We start from the raw sequence: 21,715 nt of genomic DNA, 5'->3' as shown, positions 1-21,715 counted from the left end.
TGGCGGCGCGATGCAGAACCCAATGAAAAAGATGACCCGGAGGCCCTGAGCAGGTTTCCGGCAACGGTGCTCGTTTCAGGCACGGAAATTGTTTGCATCGAAGGGCGCAGCACGTTACAATAAGAGCTTCACGACCAAATGGGCGGGTTTTCACCGCCCATTTTTTTTGGGCGTTTGTTTTTGAACTATTGACTTAAAAACGGGTTTTAGAAGACTGAATGGCATTGCAAGAGACGATTGAACAAACTGTGACAGGACTGGGCTACGAGCTGGTCGAGATCGAGCGCACCGGCGGCGGTTTGCTGCGTGTCACGATCGACATGCCCTACGTCCAGGGTGCCGAACGGTTCATCAATGCCGAAGACTGCGAAAAAGTCACCCGCCAGCTGCAGTTCGTGCTGGAAGTCGAGGGCGCCGAATATGCGCGGCTGGAGGTCAGCTCCCCCGGCATCGACAGGCCCCTGCGTAATGAAAAGGATTTTGAGCGTTTTGCCGGCGAACTCGTCGACATCACGCTGAAGGCGCCGATTGGCGTGGCGGCCAGCGCCGGTTCGACGGTGGCGGCCAGCCGCAAGAAATTCCGCGGCACGCTGGAGCGTGCCCCTACCGGAACTGCCGGCTGGCAGATCGTCTGGAGTGACGAGCCCGCCGCCAAACCCGGCCAGAAGATCAGCAAGAAGAGGATTCCCGCACCGTTGCAGGCGCTGGGTTTCACGCTCGACGAACTTCACCAGGCGCGCCTTGCGCCCGTGGTGGACTTCAAGGGCCGCAAACCCAAATCAGCCCCCGGTACCGGACCCTCGACAGAGAATTAAATTTCAAGAAATGAAGAAAGGCAGGCTTGTGAAATGAATCGCGAACTGTTGATGTTGGTTGATGCCATCTCGCGTGAAAAAAATGTGGAACGCGACGTCGTTTTCGGCGCCGTTGAGCTCGCGCTCGCCTCGGCCACCAAAAAGGTGTACGAAGGCGAAGTCGACATCCGCGTGGCCGTCGACCGTGACAGCGGCAATTACGAGACCTTCCGCCGCTGGCTGGTGGTGCCCGACGAAGCCGGCCTGCAAAACCCCGAAGCCGAAGAGCTGGTGAGCGATGCGCGCGACGAAATCGCCGACATCGAAGAAGGCGACTACATCGAAAAGCCGGTTGAAAGCCTGCCTATCGGCCGCATCGGCGCGCAAGCGGCCAAACAGGTCATCCTGCAGAAAATCCGCGACGCAGAGCGCGAAATGCTGCTCAACGACTTCATGTCGCGGGGCGACAAAATTTTCGTCGGCACCGTCAAGCGCATGGACAAGGGCGACATCATCGTCGAGTCCGGCCGCGTCGAAGGGCGCCTCCGTCGCGGCGACATGATCCCCAAGGAAAACCTGCGCTCCGGCGACCGCGTCCGCGCCATGATCATGGAAGTCGACACCACCCTGCGCGGTGCGCCCATCATCCTCTCGCGCACCGCGCCCGAGTACATGATCGAGCTGTTCCGCCAGGAAGTCCCTGAAATCGAGCAAGGCCTGCTGGAAATCAAATCCTGCGCCCGCGACCCCGGTTCGCGCGCCAAGATCGCCGTGCTGTCGCACGACAAGCGCGTGGACCCCATCGGCACCTGCGTCGGCGTGCGCGGCACCCGTGTCAACGGCGTGACCAATGAGCTCGCCGGCGAACGCGTCGACATCGTGCTGTGGAGCGAAGACCCGGCCCAGTTCGTCATCGGCGCGCTGGCCCCGGCCAACGTGTCGTCTATCGTGGTCGACGAAGAGCGCCATGCCATGGACGTCGTCGTCGATGAGGAAAACCTGGCCATCTCGATCGGCCGCGGCGGCCAGAACGTGCGTCTTGCCGCCGAGCTGACCGGCTGGAAGATCAACATCATGACGGCCGACGAGTCGGCCCAGAAGCAGGCGAGCGAAACCGACACCAGCCGCAAGCTTTTCATGGAAAAGCTCGACGTGGACGAGGAAATCGCCGACATCCTGATCTCCGAAGGCTTCACCAGCCTCGAAGAAGTGGCCTATGTGCCGCTGCAGGAGATGCTGGAGATCGAATCCTTCGACGAAGACACCGTCAATGAGCTGCGCACGCGCGCCAAAGACGCTCTCCTCACGATGGAAATCGCCAAGGAAGAAAATGCCGAAGGCGTTTCGCAGAACCTGCGCGACGTCGAAGGCCTCACGCCAGAGCTGATCGCCAAATTGACCGAAGCGGGCATCACCACCCGCGACGACCTGGCCGACCTGGCTGTGGACGAACTCACCGATATCACCGGCCAGTCTTCGGACGAGGCCAAAGCCCTGATCATGACCGCTCGCGCGCATTGGTTTACCGATGAGCCCGCTGCCGCTGACACCCCTGCACCCGCAGCGGCCCAAGAGCAATGATCATGAAAGGCCTGCAGGAAAAAAACATATGTCCAGTACCACTACCGTCGCTGAATTCGCAGCTGAACTCAATAAATCTCCCGCCACGCTGATCGAGCAATTGACCAGCGCGGGTGTCGCCAAGGCGCAAGCCAGCGACCCCCTGTCCGAGGCGGACAAGCAAAAGCTCCTGGGCTATTTGCAGGCCAGCCATGGCACCGTCACGGCCGAGCGCAAAAAAATCACGCTGGTGAAAAAATCCACCAGCGAAATCAAGCAGGCCGATGCCACCGGCAAGGCGCGCACCATCCAGGTGGAAGTCCGCAAGAAGCGCACCTTCGTCAAACGCGACGACGGTTCGGACCAGCCCGTCGAAGAAGTTCAGCCCGAAGTGGCCGCACCGCCGCCGGCGCCCGTCATCGATGACGCCGAACTGATCCGCCGCGAGGAAGAAGCCAGCCGCCACGCCGAACTGTTGCGCCGTCAGGAGCAGGAACTCGCCGAAAAACGCCGCCTGCGCGAAGAGCAGGAGGCGAAGGACGCCGCGCGCGAACAGGAACGCCTGGCCGCCGAGCAGACCGCCCAGGCGGCCGCTGCCGCCGCCGATGCCGTGAAGAAGGCCAAACCCGCGACCGGCAAGGCCGCCAAGGAAGCCGCACCGACGGCCGCTGCCACCAAGGCCGCCGAAACCGCCGCCGCCGAACAGGTCACCAAAGCGGCTGATGCAGCCGCCGCGGCCGCCGCAGCCAAAGCCAAGGCCACCGCTGAATTCCAGGCCGACGCCGCCAAGGCGCAGGAACTGCAGGAACGCCGCCGCAAGGCCGAGGCTGAAGCCGCCGGCATCCGCGCCATGATGTCCGCGCCCAAGCGCGTGCTGGTGCCGCACGTCGATCCCAAAGCCGCCATCAAGGGCACGCTGCACAAGCCGGCCGGTGCGCCGGGCGCAGCCGCCAAGCCGGGCGCTCCCGCCGCCGCGGGCGCACCGGGTGCCGCCGGCAAGAAGGAAGTCAAGTCGGAGAACCTGTCTTCGACCTGGAAGGACGACGCCGCCAAGAAAAAGGGCATTCCGAGCCGTGGCGCGCCTGTCGTGCCCGGACGCGGCAATTTCCGCAGCGGCCCGCGCGGCCGCCGCGGCAACGACCGCGAGGCACGCCCCGAATCCAACTTCGTGGCGCCGACCGAGTTCAAGGTCATCGAAGTGCATGTGCCCGAAACCATCACTGTGGCCGAACTCGCCCACAAGATGAGCGTCAAGTCGTCCGAGGTGATCAAGCACCTGATGAAGCTCGGCCAGATGGTCACCATCAACCAGCCGCTGGACCAGGACACCGCCATGATCGTGGTGGAAGAAATGGGCCACAAGGCCGTGACGGCGTCGCTGGACGATCCGGAAGCCTTTGCCGACGAAGATGTGCAGGGCCAGCAGGCAGAGCTGCTGCCGCGTGCGCCTGTCGTGACGGTCATGGGCCACGTCGACCACGGCAAGACCTCGCTGCTCGATTACATCCGCCGCGCCAAGGTGGCATCCGGCGAAGCCGGCGGCATTACCCAGCACATCGGCGCCTACCACGTGGAAACCCCGCGCGGCATGGTGTCCTTCCTGGATACCCCGGGCCACGAGGCGTTTACCGCCATGCGTGCCCGCGGCGCCCAGGCCACCGACATCGTGATCCTGGTGGTGGCGGCCGACGACGGCGTGATGCCGCAGACCAAGGAAGCCATCAAGCATGCCAAGGCAGCCGGCGTTCCGATCGTCGTGGCGATCAACAAGATTGACAAGCCTGGCATCAACCTGGAGCGCGTCAAGGGCGAACTGGTCACCGAAGAAGTGATTCCCGAAGAGTTCGGCGGCGACGTTCCTTTTGTCGGCGTCTCGGCCCATACCGGCGCCGGTGTCGATGCCTTGCTCGAGCAGGTGCTGCTGCAGGCCGAAGTGCTGGAACTGAAGGCTCCGGTGGATGCGCTGGCCAAGGGCCTGGTGATTGAAGCCCGCCTCGACAAGGGCCGCGGCCCGGTCGCGACCGTGCTGATCCAGGCCGGTACGCTCAAGGCCGGCGACGTGGTGCTGGCCGGTTCGACCTATGGCCGCGTTCGTGCCATGCTGGACGAGAACGGCAAGCCGATCAAAACGGCGGGCCCGTCGATCCCGGTGGAAATCCAGGGTCTGACGGAAGTGCCGCAGGCCGGCGATGAGTTCATGGTCATGCTCGACGAGCGCCGTGCCCGTGAAATCTCCACCTACCGTGCCGGCAAGTTCCGCAACACCAAGCTGGCCAAGCAGCAGGCCGCCAAGCTGGAGAACATGTTCTCCGACATCGGCGCCGGCGAAGTCAAGATGTTGCCCATCATCATCAAGGCCGACGTGCAGGGCTCGCAGGAAGCGCTGTCCCAGTCGCTGCTCAAGCTCTCGACCGACGAGGTCAAGGTCCAGCTGGTGTACTCCGGCGTGGGCGGCATCTCCGAGTCCGACGTCAACCTGGCGATTGCCTCCAAGGCCGTGGTGATCGGGTTCAATACCCGTGCCGATGCCCAGGCCCGCAAGCAGGCCGAGAACAACGGCGTGGACATTCGTTACTACAACATCATTTATGACGCTGTGGACGAACTGCGCGCCGCGATGTCGGGCATGCTGACACCGGACAAAAAGGAAGAAGTCATCGGCAATGCCGAGATTCGCCAGGTGTTCAAGGTCAGCAAGATCGGCTCGATCGCCGGCTGTATGGTCACCGCCGGTGTGGTCCGCCGCACGGCACGCCTGCGCCTTCTGCGCGAGAACGTGGTCATCTTCACGGGCGAACTCGATTCGCTCAAGCGCTTCAAGGACGACGCCAAGGAAGTCAAGGAAGGCTTCGAGTGCGGCTTGAACATCAAGAACTACAACGACATCCAGGTTGGCGACATCCTGGAGTTCTTTGAAATCAGGGAAGTGGCCAGAACGCTGGAAGCCTGAACCACGTGAATCCGCCCGCAGCCCACCCGGCTGCCGGCCCTCACACCAAAGGCCTCAACACTTTTTGACATGCGCAAGAAATCCACCACCCCCAACCGCGGTTTTCGCGTTGCCGACCAGATCCAGCGCGATTTGACGGAGCTGATCGCGCGCGAACTCAAAGACCCGCGGGTCGGGATGGTGACCGTCCAGGCCGTCGAGGTGACGGCCGACTACGCGCATGCCAAGGTGTTTTTCAGCGTGCTCGTGGGCGACCCGAAGGAGTGCGAAGAGGCGCTCAACCAGGCCGCGGGCTTCCTGCGCAACGGCCTGTTCAAGCGCCTGATGACGCACACCGTGCCGACCCTGCATTTCCATTTCGACCGCACGACCGAACGTGCGGCCGACATGAACGCCTTGATTGCCAAGGCGGTCTCTTCCCGCGCTCAAGACGACTGAGTTCGCGCCGTTCCCCTTGATGACAGGTTCAGGGACAACGGCGCTAACGAAGCGCCCGGTTTGTCCCGTGCGCTGAGCCTGTCGAAATTTATGACGCAAACTTCTTCTCATCGCCAGAAAATCCAGCGACGTCCCGTGCACGGCGTGCTGCTGCTCGACAAGCCGCTGGGCCTGTCGAGCAACCAGGCCTTGCAGAAGGCCAAATGGCTGCTGCGCGCCGACAAGGCCGGTCACACCGGCACGCTGGACCCGCTGGCCACCGGCGTGCTGCCGCTGTGTTTTGGCGCGGCCACCAAGTTCAGCCAGATCCAGCTCGACGCCAACAAGACCTATGAGGCCGTGCTGCTGCTGGGCACCAAGACCAGCACCGCCGATGCCGAAGGCGAGGTCATCGAAACCCGGCCCGTGCCCGAGATCACGCCGGCCCTGCTGCAAGACCTGACGGCGCGCTTCACCGGCCCGCTGGCGCAGGTGCCGCCCATGTACTCGGCGCTCAAGAAGGACGGCAAGGCGCTCTACGAATACGCCCGCAAGGGCCAGGAAGTCGAGCGGGAAGCCCGCCACATCACCATCTTCAAGCTGGAAATGGCCGTGGTCCACGACGAGCGCGCGCCCGCCGCCATCAGGATCACCGTGAGCTGCAGCAAGGGCACCTACATCCGCACGCTGGGCGAAGACATCGGCGAGGCCATAGGCTGCGGCGCGCACCTGGGTTCGCTCAGGCGGCTGGAAACCGGCGGCTATACCACGCAGCAATGCGTGAGCCTGCCGGCCCTGGAGGCCATGACTGAGCCCGAGCGCGAAGCCTGCCTGCTGCCGCCGCAGACCCTGGTGGCGGCGTACCCCTCTGTCACATTGGACGCCGACAATGCAGGGCGGTTTTTAAGCGGCCTTCGCCGCCGGGGCGCACCCGGCCAGTGGGGCGCCGATGCGCCGCTGGTGCAGGTCTACGGTCCCGCGGCCGGGGCGGGGCAGGGCGGCGAGGCCCCGGCCTTCCTGGGCTCGGCCCACATCACGGCCGATGAGCTGATTCCGCAGCGCCTGCTGAGCCCGGTCGAGATCCAGGACATCCTGGCGGCCGCACAGAGTTCCGGTCATGCCGCGCCCGCGGGTGCGGCGGCCCTTGTTCACCATTAACCGTTTTTTTTGCCAGTTTTGACGTTTTAAAGTTCCCAGAAAGCCAACCATGAGCCACAAACAGATCCGCAATATCGCCATCATCGCCCACGTTGACCATGGCAAAACCACCATGGTCGACCAGCTGCTGCGCCAGTCCGGTACCTTCGCCGAGCACGAAAAAGTGGTCGACACCGTGATGGACAACAACGCCATCGAAAAAGAACGCGGCATCACCATCCTGGCCAAAAACTGCGCCGTGACCTGGGAAGGCACGCACATCAACATCGTCGACACCCCGGGCCACGCCGACTTCGGCGGTGAAGTGGAGCGCGCGCTGTCCATGGTCGACGGCGTGGTGCTGCTGATCGACGCGCAGGAAGGCCCCATGCCCCAGACGCGCTTCGTGACCAAGAAGGCGCTGGCCCTGGGCCTCAAGCCCATCGTGGTGGTCAACAAGGTCGACAAGCCGGGCGCCAACCCCGACAAGGTGGTCAACGCCGCCTTCGACCTGTTCGACAAGCTGGGCGCGACCGACGAGCAGCTCGACTTCCCCGTGGTCTATGCCTCCGGCATCAACGGCTGGTCCTCGCTCGAGGAAGGCCCTCCCAACGAACAGTGGGGCCCCGACATGTCGGCCCTGTTCAACACCATCCTCAAGCACGTGCCGTCCCAGAACGGCGACCCGGCCGCGCCGCTGCAGCTGCAGATTTCCGCGCTCGACTTCTCGACCTTTGTGGGCCGCATCGGCGTGGGCCGCATCAGCCAGGGCACCATCAAGCCCATGATGGACGTCGTGGTCATGGAAGGCCCGGACGGCAAGGCCGTCAAAGGCCGCGTCAACCAGGTGCTGACCTTCCAGGGCCTGGAGCGCGTGCAGGCCACCGAAGCCGGCCCCGGCGAGATCGTGCTGATCAACGGTATCACCGACATCGGCATCGGCGTGACCATCACCGACCCAACCAACCCGGCACCGCTGCCCATGCTCAAGGTGGATGAGCCGACGCTGACCATGAACTTCTGCGTCAACACCAGCCCGCTGGCCGGCCGCGAAGGCAAGTTCGTCACCAGCCGCCAGATCTGGGACCGCCTGCAGAAAGAGCTGCAGCATAACGTGGCCCTGCGCGTCAAGGAAACCGACGAAGAAGGCATTTTTGAAGTCATGGGCCGCGGCGAACTGCACCTGACCATCCTGCTGGAAAACATGCGCCGCGAAGGCTATGAACTGGCCGTGTCCAAGCCGCGCGTGGTGTTCAAGGACGTCAACGGTGAAAAGCACGAGCCTATCGAGCTGGTCACCGCCGACATCGAAGACCAGCACCAGGGCGGCGTGATGCAGGCCCTGGGCGAGCGCAAGGGCGAGCTGGTGAACATGGAGCCGGACGGCCGCGGCCGTGTGCGCCTCGAGTACCGCATCCCGGCGCGCGGCCTGATCGGCTTCACCAACGAGTTCCTGAACCTGACGCGCGGTTCCGGCCTGATCTCCAACATCTTCGACAGCTACGAAGCGCACAAGGGCGACATCGGCGGCCGCAAGAACGGCGTGCTGATCTCCATGGACGACGGTGAAATCTTCACCTACGCCCTGGGCAAGCTGGACGACCGCGGCCGCATGTTCGTGCGCGCCAACGACCCGGTGTATGAAGGCATGATCGTCGGCATCCACAGCCGCGACAACGACCTGGTGGTCAACGCCACGCGCACCAAGCAGCTGACCAACTTCCGCGTCAGCGGCAAGGAAGACGCGATCAAGATCACGCCGCCGATTGAGTGCACGCTGGAATACGGCGTGGAATTCATCGAGGACGACGAACTGGTCGAAATCACGCCAAAATCCATCCGCCTGCGCAAGCGCCACCTGAAAGAAAGCGACCGTAAACGCGCTGGTCGTTCTTGAAATAAGGCCGATCCGGCCGCATGATGCGGCCGGAAATTGTCAAAGGCCGCTGCGCGCAAGCTCCAGCGGCCTTTGCTTTTATGTCCGCACAACAGCCCGAATCGATTGCCATCCCATGAAACTCACGCATTCCCGCGCCGTCTTCCTGATGATCCTCGTGACCATGATGTGGTCTATCGCGGGCGTCGTGACGCGCCACCTGGAGTCGGCCCGCAGCTTTGAGGTCACCTTCTGGCGCAGCTTTTTCACGGTGGTGTCGCTGCTGGTCATCCTGCCGTTTTTCCAGGGCAGGGCGGTGTTCACCAAGATACGCAACGGCGGCTCGGCCTTCTGGTTGTCGGGTGTCTGCTGGAGCGTGATGTTCACGGCCTTCATGGTCGCGCTCACGATGACCACCGTGGCCAACGTGCTGGTGACCATGGCGCTCAGCCCCTTCCTCACGGCCTTGCTGGCGCGCGCCTTCATCGGCCACCGCATTCCCGCGCGGACCTGGCTGGCCATTGCCATGGCGGGCGCCGGCATTGCCTGGATGTACGGCGGGCAGATGGACCTTTCCAGCCACATCGGCGGGACCCTGGTCGCCCTGATGGTGCCGCTGGCCAGCGCCAGCAACTGGACGGTGGTGCAGCACAGCCGCGCCCACGGCAAGAATGTCGACCTGGTGCCCGCGGTGCTGCTGGGCGCGGTGATTTCGACGCTGGCCACCTTGCCGCTGTCGCTGCCGTTTTCCGCCACGGCGCACGACATCGGCTTGCTGGCATTGCTGGGCCTGGTGCAACTGGCCATCCCTTGCGTGCTGTCGGTGATGTGCGCCGGCGTGCTCAAGGCGCCGGAAGTCGCCTTGCTGGCGCTGCTGGAAGTGATTTTCGGGATCCTGCTGGCCTGGTTCGGCGCGGGTGAAGTGCCCGGCGCGAGTGTGCTGACGGGCGGGGCGCTGGTGATAGGCGCGCTGGTGGTCAATGAACTGGTCGGATGGAGGCAGCGGGCATGAGCGATATGAATACGAATACGGAAACCAGGGCCGAGGTGCTGCTGGAGCGGCACGGCAATGCCGGGCTGATCACGCTGAACCGGCCCAAGGCCCTCAACGCGCTGTCGCTGCCCATGATCCGCGAGCTGTCCGCCGCCTTGCTGGCCTGGCGCGACGACCCGGCGGTCCACGTGGTGGCGATACGCGGCACCAACAAAAAAGGCCAGCCCGGCACGCCCGAGAGCCTGTTCGGCGGTTTCTGCGCGGGCGGCGACATCCGCTTTTTCCACCAGGCGGCGCTCGCGGGCGATTCCGCGCTGGAAGACTTCTTCACCGAGGAGTACGCCCTCAATCACCTGATCCACAGCTATCCCAAACCTTACATCGCCTTCATGGACGGCGTTGTGATGGGTGGCGGCATGGGAATCAGCCAGGGAGCCCGCGTGCGCATCGTCACCGAGCACACCAAGATAGCCATGCCCGAAACCAACATCGGCCTGTTTCCCGATGTCGGTGGTGGTTATTTCCTGGGCCGCTGCCCTGGCCACGCCGGCGAATACCTGGCACTGACGGGTGAGGTGATCGGCGCGGACGAGGCGCTGGCCTACGGCCTGGCCGACATCAAGGTCGACGCAGCCCGCTTGCCGGCGCTGTGGGACGCGCTGAGCAGCCAGGCTTTCGGGTCGGTCGCCGCCGCCGAGGCATGGATTGCGGCGCAATGGACCTCAGAGACCCGGCCGGCACAAGCGGACAGCCGGATCGACGGCTATTTTTCCCTGCAGCGTGTCAAGCACATCGTCGATGCGCTGGAAGCTTCGGGCGACCCCTGGGCCGCCAAAACCGCCTCCACCTTGCGCAAACGCTCGCCGCTGATGCTGCATGTGGCGCTGGAGCAGATCCGCCGTGCGCGCGGCATGAGCCTGGCCGACGACCTGCGCATGGAACGTGACATGGTCTACCAATGCTTTCACCTGCGCCCGGGAACGGCCAGCGAGACCGTCGAAGGCATACGCGCCCTGGCGATCGACAAGGACTACAAGCCGCAGTGGAACCCGGCCCGCATCGAGGACGTCAAGCCCGGCATGGCCGACGCGTTTTTTGCCAGCCCCTGGACACCTGAGACACACCCCCTGCGCGGCCCGAAGTAGGCAAACCGAGGTTTAGAGCTGCTGGTACACCAGCTGCGCCAGCTTCATCAATTCGTCGCGCGACACGGCCCCGCTCAGCGCATAGCCGAAGCCCTGGTCCACCCAGTAAAACGAGGGCACCGGGCCGTCGCCGCTGTAGCGGAAGGCGGTTTCGGGGTTCGGCTGGGGCCCCGCCTTGGCGGAGGACGCCGGCAGGGCCGTATCGATGGCACCCAGGTACAGCGTCAATCGCAAGCCAGCCGCATTCTGGAACATGAACTGCGCGCGGGCCCCGCCGTCACCGGACAGCAGCCTGCCGCCGACCAGCTCATAGCCTTCCGCCGCCAGCACCGGTACCTTCAGCGGCCGGCCCACGCGCTTGGACAGCCACTGCACCAGGTGGTCCTGCTGCGCGGCCGTGACTTCTACAGGGTGGCGCACTTCGGGTGAGAACACGGCATGCGCCAGCGAAGCCTGGTGCACAAAGGATTGCGCCGAACGCGCAGAGGCGAGTTGCTGCGGCGCGGGGCCGCCGAGCTGCCCGTGCGCCAGCCAGCCCACGCCAAAAGCCAGCATCACGGCCGCTGCCATGCCGCCCCAGCGCCGCCATTGCTCGACTTGCCGTCTGCCGGCCTGGCCGCGGCGCGCGGCGGCCAGCAGGGCGTCGGGGATGGCCTCCTCCAGCAGCGGGCGGTGCAGGGCGCGCAGGGCCTCGCGCTGGGCCTTCCAGGCCTGCAGGGTCTCGCGGGCGGCGGCGTCTTCGCCCAGTTGCGCTTCGAGCTCAGCCTGCCGGGCGGGGGGCAAGCGGCCATCGACCAGGGCATTGATCCGGTCGTGCAGGAGTTCGCCGTGGGGAGCGCGCGTTGTGTCGTGGGTTTTTTCCATGGAGGTCCTGCCTTTACTTCAGGCGCCTGAGCTGGGCCGGCGCGCCGGCGGCCACCGGGGCCGGGCCGTCCATCAATTCGCGCAGGCGGCTGCGCGCGCGCGACAGGCGGGACATGACCGTCCCGACCGGCACGCCGGTGATCTTTGCGACCTCTTCATAGCTGAGGTCTTCGAGGCTGACCAGCAACAGCACGGCCCGCTGGTCTTCCGGCAGGCGCAGCAGGCAGCGCTGCAGGTCCAGGGCCTGGGCCATGCCCGCCTCCGGCGCCGCCAGTTCGTTCTCGACATCCTCCACGTTGACCGTGGCGCCCGCGGCCGCCTGCCGAAGGGAGCGGCGAAGCTGGTTGACGAAGATGTTGTGCATCAGCGTGAACAGCCAGGCGCGCAGGTCGCTGCCTGCCAGCCACAGCCGCCATCGGGAGCAGGCACGCTCCAGCGTGTCCTGCACCAGGTCGTCGGCCGCCCAGGCATCGCCCGTCAACGCGCGCGCATAGCGGCGCAGGCTGGGGATGTGCTCGGTCAGCGGAAAGTGGGTCATGCGTAGTGCAAAGCCTGCTGCCATCGTAACCAGGCCGGCCCTGAAAAAAGGGCCGGGCGGGCGGCAGGCATCACGGCGTCAGGGTTTGACGACGTGCCAGACGGTGCCCACGTTGTCGCCGGTCTTGTCGCCCGGCTTGGTGTCTTTAGCCCAGTAGTACAGCGGCTTGCCTTTGAGGGCCCACTGCTTTTTGCCGTCGTCACGGGTGATGATGGTGTAGTCGCCGGCGGCCTTGTCGGCGTCCGCGGCCATCAGCGGAGGCCAGTTGGTGGCGCAGCCGCCGTTGCAGACCGATTTGTCGGCGGTGTCCTTGTCAAACACGTACAAGGTCATGCCGTTGGGGCCGACCAGCACGCCGTCGGCGGTCTTGGCCGGGCTTTGGGCGCTCGCGGAGGCGCTGAGGCCGAGCAGGCCGGCGGTCAACAGGGCAATGGGTAGCAGTTTCATGGAAATCTCCAGTGGTGTTCAGGCAAAAGTGGCCTGCACTGGAGTAAACAGCCGCGGTGGGCGGTTTATTCCATGGCACCGGAAATTTTTTAAGGACGGGCCCCGGAGGGCCGGCGCTCAGCGGTTGCGGGACTTCATGGCGCGTTCGACCTCGCGCTTGCCTTCGCGGTCCTTGATGGTGTCGCGCTTGTCGTGCTCGCCCTTGCCCTTGGCCAGGCCGATCTCGCATTTGACCTTGCCGGCCTTCCAGTGCATGTTCAGCGGCACCAGGGTGAAGCCTTTTTGCTCGACCTTGCCGATCAGCCTGCGGATCTCTTCCTTGTGCATCAGCAGCTTCTTGGTCCGAACCGAGTCGGGCCGCACGTGCGTGGAGGCTGTGCCCAGCGGGTTGATCTGGCAGCCGATGATGAACAGCTCACCGCCGCGCACCACCACATAGCCGTCGGTGAGCTGCACCTTGCCTTCGCGCAGGGACTTCACTTCCCAGCCTTCCAGCACCATGCCGGCCTCAAAGCGCTCTTCGATGTGGTAGTTGAAGAGGGCTTTTTTGTTGTCGGCAATACGCACGGCCGCCGCCGCGGCCTTGGGGGAAAGGTTTGCGGAAGGCGTTGCGGCCGTTTTTTTGGAGGAGGATGCTTCTTTGGTGGCCATGGATAAAAGATAGGGGCGAAAACCGGAAAGTACAGTGCCAATACAATTGCGCCCAGCCCTCGATTGTATGAAAACCGTTCACAAGTCCGTTTTAATCTGGTACAGCGCCGCCGAGATGTATGCCCTGGTCATCGACGTCGCCCGTTATCCCGAGTTTTTGCCGTGGTGCGACCAGGCCTCCGTGCTGGAGGAAGATGCGCACGGCATGACGGCAAAGATAGGCCTGTCTATCGCCGGCCTTTCGCAAAGCTTTACCACACGCAACACCCACGAAAAAGACCGCAAGGTCAGCCTGAAGCTGGTCGATGGGCCGTTTTCCAAACTCGACGGCCACTGGGATTTCACGACGGTGGGCAAAGGCAGCGAAAGGGCTTGCAAGGTCGAGTTCAGCCTGCGCTATGACTTCGACAATGCCGCGCTGGCGGCGCTGGTCGGGCCCGTGTTCGACAAGATCGCGGGCAGCCTGGTCGACGCTTTTGTCAAAAGAGCGTCGGACGTCTATGGCGAGCCCTGAGGGCGGCGCGCCGCTCACCATCAGCCTGGTTTATTCACCCGCGCCGCGGCAGGTGCGCGAATGGTCGCTGCAACTTCCGGCCGGCGCGACGGTGGCGCGGGCGCTGGCGGCCAGCGGGGTGCTCGATGAATTTGCGGAACTGCGGGCCGGCCGCCTGGTCCTGGGCATCTGGGGCCGCAAAACCACGCCGGGATATGTATTGCGGGACCAGGACCGGATTGAAATTTACCGAGGCCTGCGGGTGGACCCCAAGGTGGCGCGCCGCGAGCGCTTTAACCGGCAGGGCGCCAAGCGTGCCGGGTTGTTTGCCAAAACCCGGGCCGGCGCCAAGGCCGGGTATTGAAGAAGGCAGGAGCGGCGAGAGGCGGGCCTGCGGCCCAAGCCTTCTGCCTATTTGCAGTCGCCGCTCACAATGCCCTGGGTCCGCTTGATTTCCGCGGCCCTGGCGTTGTCATCCATATAGTCGCGCTCGCCCTTGGCATTGGTGATGGGGACGCGCTGGCCTGACTGCAGGCCTGCCAGCGACTTTTTCGCCCGCTCGCAGTTGTCGGCCTTGGCTTTGGCGACTTTCTCTTCGTCTGCCTGCTTTTTGGCGGCCGCTTCGTCTTCGGCCTGTTTTTTCTTGGCTTCGAGCTGCGCGTCCTTGCCGGTCAGCTTGGGGACGTTGGCGGCGGTTTTGGTGGCCGGCGCGGAGGCCGCTCCAGCGGAAGCCGCCGCAGGGTCGTCAACAGGCGTCACCTCCACGGATTTGCCTTTGGCGCCGCGCGGCATCTTCAGGATGTTTTTTTCGGGGATGTCGGACGGCGGCGATCGGTCGCTGTAGACCTTGCGGCCGTCCTTGTCTATCCATTGCCATTGCGCCAGGGCGGTGGCCGAAAAGGCGCCGCCGGCCATGGCCAGTATGAGGGTTCTTGAGACGAGTTTGAGGTCCATTTCGCCAGTGTAGCGCTGTGTGGCGCGGTTTCGGCTTATTCCGGAGGCAAAGAGCCGGCAAAGAGTCCGCAAAGCGGGCTTTTTACAACCTTGGGCGCTACAGCGGCCGGACAGGGCGGCAGAGGGGTAGGGGTTAGTACCGACGGGTCTTTGCGACAAGGGTACAATCGTGTTTTTGGAGCCATCCCTATGCGCCTACTCGGCAAAGCGCTCACCTTCGACGACGTATTGTTGGTGCCAGCGTTCTCCCAGGTCCTGCCCAAGGACACTTCACTTTCCACCCAATTTTCCCGAAACATCCGCCTGAACCTGCCGCTCGTGTCGGCGGCCATGGACACGGTCACCGAAGCCCGGCTGGCCATCGCCATCGCCCAGGAAGGCGGCATAGGCATCGTTCACAAAAACCTCACGGCCCAGCAGCAGGCCGCTGAAGTCGCCAAGGTCAAGCGCTACGAAAGCGGCGTGCTGCGCGACCCGGTCGTCATCACCCCCACCCACACCGTGCGCCAGGTCATGGCGCTCAGCGAACAGCTCGGCATCTCCGGCTTCCCGGTCATCGACGGCGGCCGTGTCGTCGGCATCGTCACCGGGCGCGACATGCGCTTCGAATCGCGCATGGACGTGCCGGTCAGCACCATCATGACGCCGCGCGAGCGCCTCATCACCATTTCCGAAACCGCCTCGCTGTCCGACGCCAAGGCGCTGCTGAACAAGCACCGCCTCGAGCGCGTGCTGCTGGTCAACGACAACTTCGAGCTCAAGGGCCTGATCACCGTCAAGGACATCACCAAACAGACCACCTTCCCGAACGCCGCGCGCGACTCGCACGGCCAGCTGCGCGTGGGCGCCGCCGTCGGGGTGGGTGAGGGCACCGAAGAGCGCGTCGAAGCCCTGGTGAAAGCCGGCGTCGACGCCATCGTTGTCGATACCGCCCACGGCCACAGCAAAGGTGTGCTCGACCGGGTGCGCTGGGTCAAGCAGAACTACCCGCAGGTCGACGTCATCGGCGGCAACATCGCCACCGGCGCGGCCGCGCTGGCGCTGGTGGAAGCCGGCGCCGACGGTGTCAAGGTCGGCATAGGCCCCGGCAGCATCTGCACCACCCGTATCGTCGCCGGCGTCGGCGTGCCGCAGATCATGGCCATCGACAACGTCGCCACCGCGCTGCGCGGCACCGGCGTTCCGCTGATCGGCGACGGCGGCATCCGCTACAGCGGCGACATCGCCAAGGCCATCGCGGCGGGCGCCAACACGGTGATGATGGGCGGCATGTTCGCCGGCACCGAGGAAGCCCCGGGCGAGGTCATCCTGTTCCAGGGCCGCAGCTACAAGAGCTACCGCGGCATGGGCAGCATAGGTGCCATGCAGCAAGGCAGCGCCGACCGCTACTTCCAGGAATCCAGCACCGGCAACCCGAACGCCGACAAGCTGGTGCCTGAAGGCATTGAAGGCCGGGTGCCTTACAAGGGCTCCATGGTCGCCATCGTGTTCCAGATGGCCGGCGGCCTGCGGGCCAGCATGGGCTACTGCGGTTGCCCGACCATCGAGGACATGCGCGACAAGGCCGAGTTCGTTGAGATCACCTCGGCCGGCATCCGCGAAAGCCATGTCCACGACGTGCAGATCACCAAGGAAGCGCCGAATTACCGGGCTGATTGAGCCTGAAACCGGCCCGAGGCGCCTGATAAACCAGGCGCCTTTTTCTTTTTTTGCCTTGGAGTAACACCCTCATGCAGCACCAGAAAATCCTCATCCTCGATTTCGGCTCCCAAGTCACCCAGCTGATCGCGCGCCGCGTGCGCGACGCCCACGTCTTCTGCGAAGTCCACCCCTGCGACGTCAGCGACGAATGGGTCCGTGAATATGCCAAGGACGGCACGCTCAAGGGCGTGATCCTCTCCGGCAGCCACGCCAGCATCTACGAAGAGACCACCGACAAGGCGCCGCAAGCCGTCTTTGAGCTGGGCCTGCCGGTGCTGGGCATCTGCTACGGCATGCAGGCCATGGCCCACCAGCTGGGCGGCAAGGTCGAAGGCGGCCACAAGCGTGAATTCGGCTCCGCCGACGTTCGCGCCCGCGGCCACACCGCGCTGCTGAAAGACATCGCCGACTACACCACGCCCGAAGGCCAGGGCATGCTCGACGTCTGGATGAGCCATGGCGACAAGGTCACCGAAATGCCGCCCGGCTTCAAGCTCATGGCGTCCACCGATTCCTGCCCCATCGCCGGCATGGCCGACGAAGAGCGCCGCTTCTACGCGGTGCAGTTCCACCCCGAGGTCACGCACACCAAACAGGGCAACGCCATCCTCAAGCGCTTTGTGCTCGAGATTTGCGGCACGCGCCAGGACTGGGTCATGGGCGACTACATCAGCGAAGCGGTCGAGAAGATCCGCCAGCAGGTCGGCGACGAAGAAGTCATCCTGGGCCTGTCGGGCGGTGTCGATTCATCGGTGGCCGCGGCCCTGATCCACCGCGCCATCGGCGACCAGCTGACCTGCGTGTTCGTCGACCACGGCCTGCTGCGCCTCAACGAAGGCGACATGGTCATGGAGATGTTTGTCGGCAAGCTGCACGCCAATGTGATCCGCGTGGATGCCAGCGAGCAGTTTCTCGGCCACCTGGCCGGCGTGAGCGAACCTGAAGCCAAACGCAAGATCATCGGCCGCGAATTCGTTGAAGTGTTCAAGGCCGAAGCCGCCCGCCTCAAGGCCGGCACCGGCGGCCACAAGGGCGCCAAATGGCTGGCCCAGGGCACGATTTACCCCGACGTGATCGAATCCGGCGGCGCCAAGAGCAAAAAAGCCGTCACCATCAAGAGCCACCACAACGTGGGCGGCCTGCCCGAGCAACTGGGCCTGAAGCTGCTCGAACCCCTTCGCGAACTGTTCAAGGACGAAGTCCGCGAACTCGGCGTGGCGCTGGGCCTGCCGCACGACATGGTCTACCGCCACCCCTTCCCGGGCCCAGGCCTGGGTGTGCGCATCCTCGGCGAAGTCAAGAAAGAGTACGCCGACCTCTTGCGCCGCGCCGATGCGATCTTCATCGAGGAATTGCGCAACTTCAAGGACGCGGCCACCGGCAAGACCTGGTATGACCTCACCAGCCAGGCCTTCACCGTCTTCCTGCCGGTCAAAAGCGTGGGCGTGATGGGCGACGGCCGCACCTACGACTACGTGGTGGCCCTGCGCGCTGTGCAAACCAGCGACTTCATGACGGCCGACTGGGCCGAACTGCCTTACGCGCTGCTCAAAAAAGTCTCCGGCCGCATCATCAACGAAGTGCGCGGCATCAACCGCGTCACCTACGACGTCAGCAGCAAGCCGCCGGCGACGATTGAGTGGGAGTGATTGGCGTAGAAGCCTGAGCCATGACCGGGCAATCCTCCTTACCCGGCTTTGACGACGACGCCAAGCTGACGGACAGGCTGTTTTTCGCGCTCTTTCCCGACGCGCAGGCCGCAGGGCGCATCGCCGACTGCGCCCGGCAACTGCGGGCGGAGCACGGCTTGCACGGCACGCCGCTCAAAACCGAGCGCTTTCACATCACGCTGCATCACCTGGGCGACTACGCCGGCCTGGACCAGGGCATCGTCGACATGGCGAGCCGGGCTGCCTCGGCAGTCAAGGCTTCGCCGTTCTCCGTCACCTTTGACTGGGCTGCGAGCTTTTCGAGCTCCCCGCGCAACCGGCCCTTTGTCTTGCGCGGCGACGCCGGCCTTGCCCAACTGATGGTGTTCCAGCGGACATTGGGGCTGGAGATGATCAAGGCCGGGCTGGGGCGCTGGGCGAAACCGGCTTACACCCCTCACGTCACCTTGCTTTACGACGACCGCGCGGTGGCCGAGCAGGCGGTCGAGCCCATCACCTGGACGGCCGGCGAGTTTGTCCTGGTGCGCAGCCTGATCGGCCAGACCTTGCACATCCCGCTGGCGCGCTGGCCCCTGCGGCCCTGAACCTTTGGCCTGGGAAATCCCCGCCGTTTTGGCCTATGCTTCAGGCCATGTACCTGCCACCCCAATTCAAAGGCGACCGCGCCCAGGCCGCGGCGCTGATCACCGAACACCCCTTCGCCAGCCTGATCGGCATCGACGATGCGGGCCTGCCCTATGTGACCCATCTGCCGCTGCACCTGGAAGAGCGCGGTGAGCAGATGGTGCTGCTGGGCCATGTGGCCAAGCCCAACCCGCACTGGCGCTACCTGCAGGCGAGGCCCCAGGCCGTGGTGACCTTCCTCGGGCCGCATGCCTACCTGTCACCCAAGGTTTACCCCGACCTGGCGCGGGTGCCGACCTGGAATTACGTGGCCGTGCATTGCACCGTGCAGGCCACCCTGGTCGAAGACCCGGCGGCCAAGGACAAGCTGCTCAAAAAACTCATAGGCGACCATGAACCGCCCTATGCCCAGCAGTGGCGCGACCAGGGAGAAGAATTTGCCCACAAGATGCTGGCCGGCATCGTCGGCTTCGAGTTGCTGGTGACCGACCTGCAGTGCAAGGTCAAGATCAACCAGCACCGGCGGGAAGCCCATGCCGCGATGCACACCCTGTACGCCGCCGGCAATGAAAACGAACAGGCGCTGGCCGGCTGGATGACCCGCCTGGGCATGGCGGCGAGCAGCGACACCCCAAAGGAGGCTTGATATGCGCGGTATTTTCAGCATCGTGGGCTTGCTGGTCACATTGGCCATCGTGGGTTTGCTGGTCAAAAAACAATTGAGTACCCAGGTCACCGTACCGCCAGCGCCCGGCATGCCCGCCGTTTCCGCCGACGCACCGCCGCAGGTGCGCAGCCAGCAAGCCCAGCAGCAGGCCAAACAGGCTGTGGAGGGCGCCCTGCAGCAGGCGCGCCCCATGCCGGAAGAAAAATAAGGCCGGCGGCGGCCCCTTCCATTGCCATTCCGATGAGCGACGAGATTTTCATGCAGCAGGCCCTGGCCGAGGCGCGCCGGGCCGCCGCCGCGGGCGAAGTGCCGGTGGGCGCGGTGGTGGTCCGGCGCGGCGAGGTCATCGCCAGCGGCCGCAACGCGCCGGTGGACGGCCATGATCCGACGGCCCATGCCGAGGTCGTGGCCCTGCGCGCCGCGGCGCAGGTGCTGGGCAACTACCGGCTCGACGACTGCGAACTCTTTGTCACGCTGGAACCCTGCGCCATGTGCAGCGGCGCCATGCTGCACGCCCGGCTCAAACGTGTGGTGTTCGGCGCGGCCGATCCCAAGACCGGCGCGGCCGGCTCGGTCCTCAACCTGTTCGCCGAATCCCGGCTGAACCACCAGACGGCCTTGCAGGGCGGTGTGCTCGCGCAGGAGTGCGGCGAGCTGCTGCAGGCCTTCTTCCGGCAGCGCCGGGCCGACAAGCGCGAAGAATCACGGCTCACCCATCCGCTGCGCGATGACGCGTTGCGCACGCCCGACGCGGCTTTTGACGACTTGCCGGGCTATCCCTGGCAGCCTCGCTACGTCAGCGACCTGCCGGCACTGGGCGGGCTGCGCCTGCATTACCTCGATGAAGGCGGGGGCGGCCAAGGAGGCGAGGGCGGCCTGACGTACCTGTGCCTGCACGGCAACCCCGCCTGGAGTTACCTCTACCGCAAGATGATCCCGGTGTTGCTGGAAGCCGGGCACCGTGTGGTCGCGCCCGACCTGATCGGTTTCGGCAAAAGCGACAAGCCCAAAAAAGACAGCTCCCACAGCTTCAGCATCCACCGCCAGATCCTGCTGGAACTGGTCGAGCGCCTGGACCTGCAAAACGTGGTGCTGGTGGTGCAGGACTGGGGCGGCCTGCTGGGCCTCACGCTGCCGATGGAGGCGCCGCAGCGCTACCGGGGTTTGCTGGTCATGAACACCACGCTGGGCACCGGCGACGCGCCGCTGCCCGCCGGCTTTGTGGCCTGGCGCGAGATGTGCGCGAAAAACCCGGAGTTCGACGTGGCCCGGCTGTTCGCACGCGGTAACCCGCAGATGAGCGCTGCCGAGTGCGCGGCCTACAGCGCCCCTTTCCCGGACAAGGGCCACCGCGCGGCCTTGCGCGCCTTTCCGCCCATGGTGCCGGACAGTCCCGGGGCCGACGGCGCCGCCGTCTCGCGGCAGGCGCGCAGCTTCTGGCAGAACGACTGGGCAGGCCGCACCCTGATGGTGGTCGGCGCGCAGGATCCGGTGCTGGGCCCACCCGTCATGCGTGAGCTGCAGGCGATGATCCGCGGTTGCGGCGAGCCGACCGTGCTGGCGCAAGCCGGGCATTTTGTGCAGGAACACGGCGAGCAGGTCGCACGCCAGGCCTTGGCATTTTTCAGCCCGGCAGCTTGAAGACCGGCAAATGCCAGCCCATGAAAATGGCGCTGAGCCGCAGCGCCACCACCGCCGCCAGCCCGATGCCAAAGGCCCATGAAGGCCTGAGTCCCAGCGCCTTCAAGGCCAGGTACAGCGCAATCCCGGCGATCGCCGCGCTGGCGTAGATGTCCTGGCGCAGCAACAGCGGCACCTGGTTGCTGCAGACGTCGCGCATCAGGCCGCCCGCCACGCCCGTCATGGTGCCCATCACCACCACGATGACCGGCGACAGCCGCGCGGCTTCCGCCAGCTGCGAGCCCGACAGCGCGAACAGCGCCAGCCCGAGCGCATCGGCCACCAGCAGCGCCTGCGACGGAATCGGCAGCACCTGCACATAAAGCATGGTGCCCAGGGCCGCTGCGGCGATCACCAGCAGGTAGGCCGGCCTGGCCATCCAAAACACCGGGTGGCGGTTCATCAGCAGGTCGCGCAGGGTGCCGCCGCCTATGGCGGTCAAAGCCGCCAGCACCAGCACGCCCAGCAGGTCGAGCTGCAGGCGCCCGGCCGCCAGCGCGCCGCTCACGGCAAAGACGGCAACGCCCAGGAGGTCCAGCACATACAGCATCAT

22 protein-coding genes are annotated in these 21,715 nt (G+C 65.0%); 16 read left to right on the top strand and 6 right to left on the bottom strand.

The window, feature by feature from the left end:
• Positions 1 to 218 precede the first annotated feature (218 nt).
• The 8 genes from rimP (at position 219) to ACSQ27_RS07110 (ending at position 10,873) form a co-directional block, all read left to right on the top strand.
• A complete protein-coding gene (gene rimP / locus ACSQ27_RS07145) occupies positions 219 to 815 on the top strand; it encodes a ribosome maturation factor RimP (protein ID WP_436154763.1) in 597 nt (198 codons plus the stop codon).
• Between the two features lie 33 nt (positions 816 to 848).
• Positions 849 to 2,375 carry a transcription termination factor NusA gene (nusA, locus tag ACSQ27_RS07140; RefSeq protein WP_436154762.1) on the top strand — a complete coding sequence of 509 codons (1,527 nt, stop codon included), beginning with the start codon at positions 849 to 851 and terminating at the stop codon, positions 2,373 to 2,375.
• Between the two features lie 28 nt (positions 2,376 to 2,403).
• Complete coding sequence (gene infB / locus ACSQ27_RS07135; protein WP_436154761.1) at positions 2,404 to 5,304, top strand: translation initiation factor IF-2; 2,901 nt, start codon at positions 2,404 to 2,406, stop codon at positions 5,302 to 5,304.
• Between the two features lie 69 nt (positions 5,305 to 5,373).
• Positions 5,374 to 5,742, top strand: a complete 369-nt coding sequence (gene rbfA, locus ACSQ27_RS07130; protein WP_436154760.1) for a 30S ribosome-binding factor RbfA — start codon at positions 5,374 to 5,376, stop codon at positions 5,740 to 5,742.
• Positions 5,743 to 5,832: 90 nt separating this feature from the next.
• On the top strand, positions 5,833 to 6,879 hold the full coding sequence (gene truB, locus ACSQ27_RS07125) for a tRNA pseudouridine(55) synthase TruB (protein WP_436154759.1): 1,047 nt from the start codon (positions 5,833 to 5,835) through the stop codon (positions 6,877 to 6,879).
• A gap of 49 nt (positions 6,880 to 6,928) precedes the next feature.
• The gene (gene typA, locus ACSQ27_RS07120; RefSeq protein WP_436154758.1) at positions 6,929 to 8,755 is read left to right on the top strand and encodes a translational GTPase TypA; all 1,827 of its coding nucleotides are present in this window, start codon (positions 6,929 to 6,931) and stop codon (positions 8,753 to 8,755) included.
• Positions 8,756 to 8,870: 115 nt separating this feature from the next.
• Positions 8,871 to 9,746: a DMT family transporter gene (locus ACSQ27_RS07115; RefSeq protein ID WP_436154757.1), complete on the top strand. Its 876-nt coding sequence runs from the start codon at positions 8,871 to 8,873 to the stop codon at positions 9,744 to 9,746.
• On the top strand, positions 9,743 to 10,873 hold the full coding sequence (locus tag ACSQ27_RS07110) for an enoyl-CoA hydratase/isomerase family protein (RefSeq protein WP_436154756.1): 1,131 nt from the start codon (positions 9,743 to 9,745) through the stop codon (positions 10,871 to 10,873). The genes ACSQ27_RS07115 and ACSQ27_RS07110 overlap by 4 nt, the downstream gene beginning before the upstream one ends.
• 12 nt (positions 10,874 to 10,885) lie before the next feature.
• Here ACSQ27_RS07110 and ACSQ27_RS07105 read toward each other — a convergent pair whose 3' ends face one another.
• The 4 genes from ACSQ27_RS07105 to smpB all read right to left on the bottom strand — a co-directional run bounded on the left by ACSQ27_RS07105 (position 10,886) and on the right by smpB (position 13,373).
• On the bottom strand, positions 10,886 to 11,737 hold the full coding sequence (locus ACSQ27_RS07105) for an anti-sigma factor family protein (RefSeq protein ID WP_436154755.1): 852 nt from the start codon (positions 11,735 to 11,737) through the stop codon (positions 10,886 to 10,888).
• A gap of 13 nt (positions 11,738 to 11,750) precedes the next feature.
• Positions 11,751 to 12,275 (bottom strand): sigma-70 family RNA polymerase sigma factor, encoded by a 525-nt coding sequence (locus tag ACSQ27_RS07100; protein ID WP_436154754.1) that lies wholly within the window; start codon positions 12,273 to 12,275, stop codon positions 11,751 to 11,753.
• A 78-nt stretch (positions 12,276 to 12,353) separates the two neighbouring features.
• Positions 12,354 to 12,722, bottom strand: a complete 369-nt coding sequence (locus ACSQ27_RS07095; protein ID WP_436154753.1) for a COG4315 family predicted lipoprotein — start codon at positions 12,720 to 12,722, stop codon at positions 12,354 to 12,356.
• A gap of 117 nt (positions 12,723 to 12,839) precedes the next feature.
• On the bottom strand, positions 12,840 to 13,373 hold the full coding sequence (smpB, locus tag ACSQ27_RS07090; protein WP_411880407.1) for an SsrA-binding protein SmpB: 534 nt from the start codon (positions 13,371 to 13,373) through the stop codon (positions 12,840 to 12,842).
• Positions 13,374 to 13,440: 67 nt separating this feature from the next.
• Between smpB and ACSQ27_RS07085 the strand changes: the two genes are divergently transcribed.
• Together ACSQ27_RS07085 and ACSQ27_RS07080 are read left to right on the top strand one after the other, a co-directional pair.
• Positions 13,441 to 13,887 (top strand): type II toxin-antitoxin system RatA family toxin, encoded by a 447-nt coding sequence (locus ACSQ27_RS07085; RefSeq protein WP_436154752.1) that lies wholly within the window; start codon positions 13,441 to 13,443, stop codon positions 13,885 to 13,887.
• Positions 13,874 to 14,230 carry an RnfH family protein gene (locus ACSQ27_RS07080; protein ID WP_436154751.1) on the top strand — a complete coding sequence of 119 codons (357 nt, stop codon included), beginning with the start codon at positions 13,874 to 13,876 and terminating at the stop codon, positions 14,228 to 14,230. The genes ACSQ27_RS07085 and ACSQ27_RS07080 overlap by 14 nt, the downstream gene beginning before the upstream one ends.
• A 47-nt stretch (positions 14,231 to 14,277) precedes the next feature.
• Here the strand turns inward: ACSQ27_RS07080 and ACSQ27_RS07075 are convergent, their stop codons facing one another.
• The gene (locus tag ACSQ27_RS07075) at positions 14,278 to 14,820 is read right to left on the bottom strand and encodes a DUF4124 domain-containing protein (RefSeq protein ID WP_436154750.1); all 543 of its coding nucleotides are present in this window, start codon (positions 14,818 to 14,820) and stop codon (positions 14,278 to 14,280) included.
• 189 nt (positions 14,821 to 15,009) lie between these two features.
• Here ACSQ27_RS07075 and guaB point away from each other — a divergent pair, with 189 nt between their 5' ends.
• The 6 genes from guaB (at position 15,010) to tadA (ending at position 21,123) form a co-directional block, all read left to right on the top strand.
• Positions 15,010 to 16,479: an IMP dehydrogenase gene (gene guaB, locus ACSQ27_RS07070; RefSeq protein WP_413330514.1), complete on the top strand. Its 1,470-nt coding sequence runs from the start codon at positions 15,010 to 15,012 to the stop codon at positions 16,477 to 16,479.
• Positions 16,480 to 16,550: 71 nt separating this feature from the next.
• Positions 16,551 to 18,170: a glutamine-hydrolyzing GMP synthase gene (gene guaA / locus ACSQ27_RS07065; RefSeq protein WP_436154749.1), complete on the top strand. Its 1,620-nt coding sequence runs from the start codon at positions 16,551 to 16,553 to the stop codon at positions 18,168 to 18,170.
• 20 nt (positions 18,171 to 18,190) lie between these two features.
• Positions 18,191 to 18,775 (top strand): 2'-5' RNA ligase family protein, encoded by a 585-nt coding sequence (locus ACSQ27_RS07060; RefSeq protein WP_436154748.1) that lies wholly within the window; start codon positions 18,191 to 18,193, stop codon positions 18,773 to 18,775.
• Between the two features lie 47 nt (positions 18,776 to 18,822).
• Positions 18,823 to 19,461 carry an FMN-binding negative transcriptional regulator gene (locus ACSQ27_RS07055; protein ID WP_436154747.1) on the top strand — a complete coding sequence of 213 codons (639 nt, stop codon included), beginning with the start codon at positions 18,823 to 18,825 and terminating at the stop codon, positions 19,459 to 19,461.
• 1 nt (position 19,462) lies between these two features.
• Positions 19,463 to 19,690, top strand: coding sequence for a hypothetical protein (locus ACSQ27_RS07050; RefSeq protein WP_436154746.1), 228 nt, complete (start codon positions 19,463 to 19,465; stop codon positions 19,688 to 19,690).
• A gap of 32 nt (positions 19,691 to 19,722) precedes the next feature.
• A complete protein-coding gene (gene tadA / locus ACSQ27_RS07045; RefSeq protein ID WP_436154745.1) occupies positions 19,723 to 21,123 on the top strand; it encodes a tRNA adenosine(34) deaminase TadA in 1,401 nt (466 codons plus the stop codon).
• Here the strand turns inward: tadA and ACSQ27_RS07040 are convergent.
• Positions 21,107 to 21,715 (bottom strand): trimeric intracellular cation channel family protein, encoded by a 609-nt coding sequence (locus ACSQ27_RS07040; RefSeq protein WP_436154744.1) that lies wholly within the window; start codon positions 21,713 to 21,715, stop codon positions 21,107 to 21,109. The genes tadA and ACSQ27_RS07040 overlap by 17 nt on opposite strands.

Origin of the sequence: Polaromonas sp. LjRoot131 (assembly GCF_964252805.1) — a bacterium.
Taxonomy (GTDB): Bacteria; Pseudomonadota; Gammaproteobacteria; order Burkholderiales; family Burkholderiaceae_C; genus Polaromonas.
The sequence above is the reverse complement of the archived record's forward strand: the minus strand, read 5'-3'. Positions and strand labels throughout refer to the sequence as shown.

Excerpts from the sequence above, each read along its gene's own strand:
- rimP (WP_436154763.1), top strand. The coding sequence starts at position 219 with ATGGCATTGCAAGAGACGATTGAACAAACTGTGACAGGACTGGGCTAC.
- nusA (WP_436154762.1), top strand. The coding sequence starts at position 849 with ATGAATCGCGAACTGTTGATGTTGGTTGATGCCATCTCGCGTGAAAAA.
- infB (WP_436154761.1), top strand. The coding sequence starts at position 2,404 with ATGTCCAGTACCACTACCGTCGCTGAATTCGCAGCTGAACTCAATAAA.
- rbfA (WP_436154760.1), top strand. The coding sequence starts at position 5,374 with ATGCGCAAGAAATCCACCACCCCCAACCGCGGTTTTCGCGTTGCCGAC.
- truB (WP_436154759.1), top strand. The coding sequence starts at position 5,833 with ATGACGCAAACTTCTTCTCATCGCCAGAAAATCCAGCGACGTCCCGTG.
- typA (WP_436154758.1), top strand. The coding sequence starts at position 6,929 with ATGAGCCACAAACAGATCCGCAATATCGCCATCATCGCCCACGTTGAC.
- ACSQ27_RS07115 (WP_436154757.1), top strand. The coding sequence starts at position 8,871 with ATGAAACTCACGCATTCCCGCGCCGTCTTCCTGATGATCCTCGTGACC.
- ACSQ27_RS07110 (WP_436154756.1), top strand. The coding sequence starts at position 9,743 with ATGAGCGATATGAATACGAATACGGAAACCAGGGCCGAGGTGCTGCTG.
- ACSQ27_RS07105 (WP_436154755.1), bottom strand. The coding sequence starts at position 11,737 with ATGGAAAAAACCCACGACACAACGCGCGCTCCCCACGGCGAACTCCTG.
- ACSQ27_RS07100 (WP_436154754.1), bottom strand. The coding sequence starts at position 12,275 with ATGACCCACTTTCCGCTGACCGAGCACATCCCCAGCCTGCGCCGCTAT.
- ACSQ27_RS07095 (WP_436154753.1), bottom strand. The coding sequence starts at position 12,722 with ATGAAACTGCTACCCATTGCCCTGTTGACCGCCGGCCTGCTCGGCCTC.
- smpB (WP_411880407.1), bottom strand. The coding sequence starts at position 13,373 with ATGGCCACCAAAGAAGCATCCTCCTCCAAAAAAACGGCCGCAACGCCT.
- ACSQ27_RS07085 (WP_436154752.1), top strand. The coding sequence starts at position 13,441 with ATGAAAACCGTTCACAAGTCCGTTTTAATCTGGTACAGCGCCGCCGAG.
- ACSQ27_RS07080 (WP_436154751.1), top strand. The coding sequence starts at position 13,874 with ATGGCGAGCCCTGAGGGCGGCGCGCCGCTCACCATCAGCCTGGTTTAT.
- ACSQ27_RS07075 (WP_436154750.1), bottom strand. The coding sequence starts at position 14,820 with ATGGACCTCAAACTCGTCTCAAGAACCCTCATACTGGCCATGGCCGGC.
- guaB (WP_413330514.1), top strand. The coding sequence starts at position 15,010 with ATGCGCCTACTCGGCAAAGCGCTCACCTTCGACGACGTATTGTTGGTG.
- guaA (WP_436154749.1), top strand. The coding sequence starts at position 16,551 with ATGCAGCACCAGAAAATCCTCATCCTCGATTTCGGCTCCCAAGTCACC.
- ACSQ27_RS07060 (WP_436154748.1), top strand. The coding sequence starts at position 18,191 with ATGACCGGGCAATCCTCCTTACCCGGCTTTGACGACGACGCCAAGCTG.
- ACSQ27_RS07055 (WP_436154747.1), top strand. The coding sequence starts at position 18,823 with ATGTACCTGCCACCCCAATTCAAAGGCGACCGCGCCCAGGCCGCGGCG.
- ACSQ27_RS07050 (WP_436154746.1), top strand. The coding sequence starts at position 19,463 with ATGCGCGGTATTTTCAGCATCGTGGGCTTGCTGGTCACATTGGCCATC.
- tadA (WP_436154745.1), top strand. The coding sequence starts at position 19,723 with ATGAGCGACGAGATTTTCATGCAGCAGGCCCTGGCCGAGGCGCGCCGG.
- ACSQ27_RS07040 (WP_436154744.1), bottom strand. The coding sequence starts at position 21,715 with ATGATGCTGTATGTGCTGGACCTCCTGGGCGTTGCCGTCTTTGCCGTG.